This window comes from Priestia sp. KCTC 13724 (assembly GCF_056820425.1).
The window spans coordinates 21,982-28,311 of the sequence record NZ_JBXDLD010000004.1 but is presented as its reverse complement, the minus strand read 5'-3'; the positions used below and the strand labels follow the sequence as shown (position 1 = coordinate 28,311).

The following is a 6,330-nucleotide window of genomic DNA, read 5'->3' as shown; positions in this document are numbered from 1 at the left end:
AAAAAAAGGAAAAAAAGGAAAAATAATAAAACAGAAAATTCAGTTAAAATTTATGCGACGCTAGTGATTCGCATTATAAGAAATCAATCTAAACTTACGCATAGCGATAAAGTTTTGTGAAGCTGAATTCATATGATAAAGTATTACTTGAAAGTCTTAGGACAAATACATAAAAAGTGAGCGGAGGAGTTAGATGGAATATCAATATCCTATCTCCCTTGATTGGAGTACAGAAGAAATCATTGATGTGGTTAAATTTTTTGAAAGCATTGAAAAAGCTTATGAAAAAGGAATTGAGCGCGAACAGCTAATGGGTATCTATCGTCGTTTTAAAGAAATTGTTCCAAGCAAAGCAGAAGAAAAAACAATTTGCAATGACTTTGAAGATCAAAGTGGGTATTCATCCTATCGAACAATTCAACAAGCAAAAGCTGGCGAATCTGGTGACATTATTCGCATGAAAAAGTAAAGAAAATTCTTTAACATGTTTTCCGAACCAACAAAAAATGAGTTTGGGACATAACAAAATGATTGCTTCTAAAAGACGAACACTAGCTGTTCCAATCTTTTTGGTTTGTCTGAACACGTTCGTTCCATTGCGCTACGGCCACTCGCTTTCCGCGGGGAGGAACCTGAGCTTCCTCGCTGCGCTGCGGGATCTCAGTTTTCCCTCTCTTTCCCGCAGGAGTCGAGTGTCCTACGCTCCATTCCACCCTGTTTCCAACATTGTTTTCACAATCAACAAAAAACCTGAACGATTAAAAGTTATGAACTCTCAATCGTTCAGGTTTATCATTGGCTGAATTACTTATGTCCCAGCCTCATATTAGTGGCTGAAATATTTATCTCTTAGCATCTCTTTTTACGCGTGCGCTTTTTTACTAAGTTCATATAAAGGAGCTAATGTCTTAAATGTATCATCAATTAAATCAATCCATTGTTGGCCAGTCATCTTAACTGCTTCTTCTTTTGATACATTAATTCCGCATAAAATCTCTGCTTTTTTAACATGTTCTAATCGTTCAAATAATCCCTTAAGTTCTGTGGTAGATAAGGAACTCATTTTTTCGACAGCAGGTTTTGTATGGTCTTTTGACCAAACGAATGATTGAGGAATTTGCTCTTTAATGTGGTCTATCTGGTCGGCTAGTATTTTGCCGTACGCTGATTTAATCGGTGCTTCATAAATAACTGCAAACCAAACGAAAACGTGAGTGCCCCAAAGACCAATTTGGAAGTGAGGTAACATCTTATAGCCACGCTTGTTAGTAGCAAACGCTACCCATGTATCTTTTGGTGGATTTACCGTTCTACGCGCATGTTTTGCTACATGGACAAAGATTTCATCGCCCACTAATGAGGAAAGTGTAGGAGCAAAGTGCGTGCTTAACTCTTCGAATTTAGGACGAATTTGTGTTTTTATTGCTTCCATTCGTTCATCTAAACCATCTATTGTAAATACGTTAAAATCAGCTTCTGAAAATCCTTCAAACAAATTCAATACCTCCAATATCCAATAATAGATAATTCATCTCATATTTCGTAGTAATTTTACCATAGAAAGGGCATAATCACCAATTTATTCGCATATGCTTGTCAAAAACACGTCTATCATTTTTTTATAGGTAATCACACAATTTAGTTACATGAAATTGAGCTTCAACATAGACTATTCTAACCGAAAAAGTTCTGAAAATTTAGTTTTATTGAAGCCGTTTTGAGGACCATTCATTATTATTGAGAGGGGTGTTTCATCAATGAAACAAGTGGTGAATATGTATAAGAAGAATGATGGGCAAAAGAGACTAGGAGTTATTCGATTAGAGCTTGATTACGAATTAGCTACGCTGTATGAAGCAATGGTTGAAAATAACGAAGAGAAAAAGAATCAGTGCAAGCAAAAGTTAGAGAAGCTTCGCCAAGAAATGATCTCCTTGCAATAAAGATAGCTGATGCTGGAATGAGAGTAGAAAAAACTGGTGAATATAAGAGTAAAGGGAATGGAGAGAAGCGTAAATACTTCTCTCCTTTGTTCTGTGAATTGACATCTTGCAGTCGTTTTTTTAAGCTTAATACAGGACTTTCAAAAAAGGGGGAACACTAAATGAGGGATTTTTGGAATCAGGTTGATACATATGCAAAGCAATGGATTAAAGAAGCAGGTGATCGAATTAAAGCTTCTTTTAGTAGAGAGCTCGTGATTGAAACAAAATCAAACCCTAACGATTTAGTAACCAATATGGATAAAGATATTGAACAGTTCTTTATTTCAAAGATTAAAGAAGTATTTCCAGGCCACCGGATTTTAGGTGAAGAAGGGTATGGCGAAAAAATTGAAACATCTGAAGGTGTTATTTGGGTAATTGATCCAATTGATGGAACAATGAACTTTGTTCATCAACAGCGAAATTTTGCTATTTCCGTAGGTATTTTTGAAAATGGAGTTGGACAAGCTGGATTCATATATGATGTTGTACATGATGAGCTGTACCATGCTAGAAAAGGGAAGGGAGCATATATTAATGACCAACAGCTGCCACCTTTAAAGCAAGTTAACATTGAAGAGTCTATTGTCAGCTTAAACGCAACGTGGGTAACGGAAAATAGAAGAATTGATCCATCGGTGCTTTCACCTCTAGTAACGCGTGTGAGAGGAACAAGGTCATATGGGTCCGCAGCCATTGAGCTTGCATATGTTGCAGCAGGAAGGTTAGATGCTTATATTACGATGCGCTTAGCACCGTGGGACTTTGCAGCAGGGAAAGTTTTAATTGAAGAGCTTGGAGGCGTCGTAACAGACTTAGAAGGGAAGCCTTTAGATATTTTAGACAGAAGCAGCGTATTCGTTGCCAAGCCAGGTTTACACGAAGAAATTTTGTCTACGTATCTTTCTAAGTATAAAGGCTGAAAAAAGACGAGTCTGGGACAAAACAAAATGTTCCTTTCTAAAGGACGAATGATGCTTTTTTAAAGTCGTTAGGTTATACTAACCGGTTCGTTCCATTGCGCTACAGACACTCGCTTTCCGCGGGAAGGAATCTGAGCCTCCTCGCTACGCTGCGGGGTCTCAGACTTTCCTCTATCTCCCGCAGGAGTCATGTGTCTTACGCTCCATTCCACTAATTCTCTAAAATTGGTTTCCCAATCAAGAAAAAATCCGAACTATAAAAGAGTCGTTAACTCTCAATGGTTCGGATAGATCATTGACTGAAACACTTATGTCTCAACCTCGTTTCGTTTTTGTGCTATTTCAGAAAAAAATTACAGTTGATTTTTTTCTCTCATTTTCTTTTTTGTTGTGAATCCGAAGCCCATAATTGCAACGAGGGCAACGATGGATCCAATAACACCGGTAGCGCTTCCTTCCCCGATAAATATACCAATTGCCATAATTGAAAAAGTTGCTAGCATTGCATATAAAACAAATACCCACTTAATGTTTTTCATGTTGATTCCTCCCAAATTTATTCAATAAGTATAGTGTACAACAAAATCATTCAGCAATTCTAGATTTAGTGTGATATAATAGCTTAGTTATTACAAGCATAGGAGTGAAATGCGTGAACATTCGTAAAGATTTACGTAATATTGCCATTATTGCCCATGTAGACCATGGGAAAACAACGTTAGTAGATAAATTATTACATCAGTCCGGAACTTTCCGTACAAACGAGTACGTGGAAGAGCGTGCGATGGACTCAAATGACCTAGAGCGTGAGCGTGGAATTACAATTTTAGCTAAAAACACAGCTATTAATTATAAAGATACGCGTATCAATATCATGGATACGCCAGGACATGCCGACTTCGGTGGAGAAGTTGAACGTATTATGAAAATGGTAGATGGTGTTCTACTTGTTGTTGACGCATATGAAGGTTGTATGCCTCAAACACGTTTTGTATTAAAGAAAGCTTTAGAACAAAAGTTAACACCAATCGTTGTTGTAAACAAAATTGACCGTGACTTTGCTCGTCCAGCTGAAGTTGTTGATGAAGTAATTGACTTATTTATTGAGTTAGGTGCAACAGAAGAGCAAATTGAATTCCCGGTTGTATACGCATCAGCAATCAACGGAACTGCAAGCGTAGATCCTGAGAAGCAAGATGACAACATGGAAGCATTATTTGATTCTATTATTGAGCACATTCCAGCACCAATTGACAACAGTGAAGAACCGCTTCAATTCCAAGTAGCAATGCTTGACTATAACGATTACGTTGGTCGTATTGGAGTAGGACGCGTGTTCCGCGGAACAATGAAAGTAGGACAGCAAGTTGCTTTAATGAAGCTTGACGGTTCAGTTAAGCAATTCCGCGTAACGAAGATGTTCGGTTTCTTAGGGCTAAAGCGTGTAGAAATCGAAGAAGCAAAAGCAGGAGACCTAATTGCCGTATCAGGAATGGAAGACATTAACGTGGGTGAAACGGTTTGTCCGTCAGAACACCAAGAAGCACTTCCTGTATTACGTATCGATGAGCCAACATTACAAATGACGTTCCTAGTAAACAATTCACCATTTGCAGGACGTGAAGGTAAGTTTGTTACATCTCGTAAAATTGAAGAGCGCTTAATGTCTGAACTTGAAACAGACGTAAGTCTTCGTGTTGAAAACACTGATTCTCCTGACGTATGGGTTGTATCAGGACGCGGTGAGCTTCACTTATCTATCTTAATTGAAAATATGCGTCGTGAAGGCTATGAAATTCAGGTGTCAAAACCAGAAGTAATCGTACGTGAAATTGACGGTGTACGCTGTGAGCCTGTAGAGCGCGTTCAAATTGACGTGCCAGAAGAGCATACTGGTTCTATTATGGAATCTATGGGTGCTCGTAAAGGTGAAATGGTTGATATGATCAACAATGGAAACGGTCAAGTTCGCCTTATTTTCATGGTGCCGGCTCGTGGATTAATTGGATATACAACAGAGTTCTTATCATTAACTCGTGGTTTTGGTATCATCAACCACTCATTTGATAGCTATCAGCCAATGCAAGCTGGTCAAGTAGGCGGACGTCGTCAAGGTGTGCTTGTATCAATGGAGACAGGAAAATCATCGACTTACGGAATCCAAGGTGTAGAAGACCGCGGTACAATCTTCTTAGAGCCTGGTACGGAAGTGTATGAAGGAATGATCGTTGGTGAGCATACGCGTGAAAATGATCTTGTTGTTAACATTTGTAAAATGAAACAAATGACAAACATGCGTTCAGCTAACAAAGACCAAACAACAGGTATGAAAAAGCCGCGTATCATGTCTCTAGAACAATCTCTTGAATACTTAAACGATGACGAGTATTGCGAAATTACGCCAGAATCGATTCGTTTACGTAAAAAGATTCTAGATAAAAACGAGCGTGAAAAAATCGCGAAAAAGAAAAAATATGCTGATATGAAATAAGCAGTAAAGAAGTTGCTAAAGCGCTATGCTCTAGCAACTTTTTTGTTTTTTATAGAGGTAAAAGGAAGCTCATTGTCGAATATTGTATATGTTGATAAGTAAAAAGAAGCCTACTTCATAAGAGAGAAGTCAGTGGGATTACATAAAGGAGGAAACATAGGGTGAACGTAGAAGATCGTCTGTCTTTTTTTGCAGCTCTATATCGTGTTGATAAAAACTCGGATGTCGGAATGTGGATGCTTTATCTTACAATTTTATTGCTGTCAATTGTTGTATATAAGCTGGGGTTTGCGAAAAAATTGCCGCTTTTAAAATCCATTATTATTTATCTGTTCCTAGGGTTCGGCTGTACTGTGCTTACGTTTTTAGGTATCTTTTTGCCGGTAGCAGAAGGGTTAGTTGTGGCAGCGCTTATTTTAATTATTTATAAGATTAGGCTTTATCAATCCAAAAAAGAAGATTCAACGATAAATATGTAAAAGCCGCTAAGGACAAATCTTAGCGGCTTTTATAAATGAAGCTACCTATCCATAAAGACAGGGCAAAAAGAATATGTCCCGCCGTCCAATAGAAGAAAGCTCCCATGTCATCGATACGCGGGGTAGCTTTAATGGCTAAAGCTGTAAGAGGGAAATATAAAGGAATGGTAGGTAAAGTTAAGAGAAAGGCTATAACAAGCATGCTACCTGACGATAAGTGACGAAATCGATTTTGTATCCACATAAAAACAATCCCTATAATGACTGCAATGACTAGGTGAAACACAAACTCCACCCATTCAGGCCATTTGATATCTCTTATAATGGGAATGAAATCGACGTTTAATAAGAGTGTATAAACCTTTTTAGACATCAGCTGCTCCAGCCATTTTAAGACCAAACCTAGCACAGTGCCACTTATTACTCCTACAACCATTCCTTTATAAATCATG

The 6,330-nt window shown here is 38.1% G+C and carries 10 protein-coding genes; 5 read left to right on the top strand and 5 right to left on the bottom strand.

The annotated features are described in order from the left end of the window. Positions 1–193: 193 nt before the first annotated feature. Positions 194–469, top strand: coding sequence for a UPF0223 family protein (locus AC1UFB_RS00660; RefSeq protein ID WP_061786692.1), 276 nt, complete (start codon positions 194–196; stop codon positions 467–469). 82 nt (positions 470–551) lie between these two features. Here the strand turns inward: AC1UFB_RS00660 and AC1UFB_RS00655 are convergent, their stop codons facing one another. Together AC1UFB_RS00655 and AC1UFB_RS00650 are read right to left on the bottom strand one after the other, a co-directional pair. Next, positions 552–713, bottom strand: a complete 162-nt coding sequence (locus AC1UFB_RS00655; RefSeq protein ID WP_156413469.1) for a hypothetical protein — start codon at positions 711–713, stop codon at positions 552–554. Positions 714–862: 149 nt separating this feature from the next. Beyond that, positions 863–1,495 (bottom strand): YktB family protein, encoded by a 633-nt coding sequence (locus AC1UFB_RS00650; RefSeq protein ID WP_025909119.1) that lies wholly within the window; start codon positions 1,493–1,495, stop codon positions 863–865. Between the two features lie 262 nt (positions 1,496–1,757). Between AC1UFB_RS00650 and AC1UFB_RS00645 the strand changes: the two genes are divergently transcribed. Further along, positions 1,758–1,943 (top strand): hypothetical protein, encoded by a 186-nt coding sequence (locus tag AC1UFB_RS00645; RefSeq protein ID WP_025909118.1) that lies wholly within the window; start codon positions 1,758–1,760, stop codon positions 1,941–1,943. 161 nt (positions 1,944–2,104) lie between these two features. Beyond that, entirely contained in the window at positions 2,105–2,908 is an 804-nt protein-coding gene (locus tag AC1UFB_RS00640; RefSeq protein ID WP_482588282.1) for an inositol monophosphatase family protein, read from the top strand. A 68-nt stretch (positions 2,909–2,976) separates the two neighbouring features. On the opposite strand, the gene AC1UFB_RS00635 is transcribed toward AC1UFB_RS00640, so the two are convergent. Both AC1UFB_RS00635 and AC1UFB_RS00630 read right to left on the bottom strand, forming a co-directional pair. After that, positions 2,977–3,120 carry a hypothetical protein gene (locus tag AC1UFB_RS00635; RefSeq protein WP_326046369.1) on the bottom strand — a complete coding sequence of 48 codons (144 nt, stop codon included), beginning with the start codon at positions 3,118–3,120 and terminating at the stop codon, positions 2,977–2,979. A gap of 141 nt (positions 3,121–3,261) precedes the next feature. Continuing rightward, positions 3,262–3,447, bottom strand: coding sequence for a YlaF family protein (locus AC1UFB_RS00630; RefSeq protein ID WP_025909116.1), 186 nt, complete (start codon positions 3,445–3,447; stop codon positions 3,262–3,264). Between the two features lie 113 nt (positions 3,448–3,560). On the opposite strand from AC1UFB_RS00630, the gene typA reads away from it, so the two are divergent. Beyond that, positions 3,561–5,399, top strand: coding sequence for a translational GTPase TypA (gene typA, locus AC1UFB_RS00625; RefSeq protein ID WP_482588280.1), 1,839 nt, complete (start codon positions 3,561–3,563; stop codon positions 5,397–5,399). A 161-nt stretch (positions 5,400–5,560) separates the two neighbouring features. Then, positions 5,561–5,878 carry a YlaH-like family protein gene (locus AC1UFB_RS00620; protein WP_025909114.1) on the top strand — a complete coding sequence of 106 codons (318 nt, stop codon included), beginning with the start codon at positions 5,561–5,563 and terminating at the stop codon, positions 5,876–5,878. A gap of 19 nt (positions 5,879–5,897) precedes the next feature. On the opposite strand, the gene AC1UFB_RS00615 is transcribed toward AC1UFB_RS00620, so the two are convergent. Beyond that, the gene (locus AC1UFB_RS00615) at positions 5,898–6,329 is read right to left on the bottom strand and encodes a hypothetical protein (protein ID WP_206782745.1); all 432 of its coding nucleotides are present in this window, start codon (positions 6,327–6,329) and stop codon (positions 5,898–5,900) included. Position 6,330: the final 1 nt, after the last annotated feature.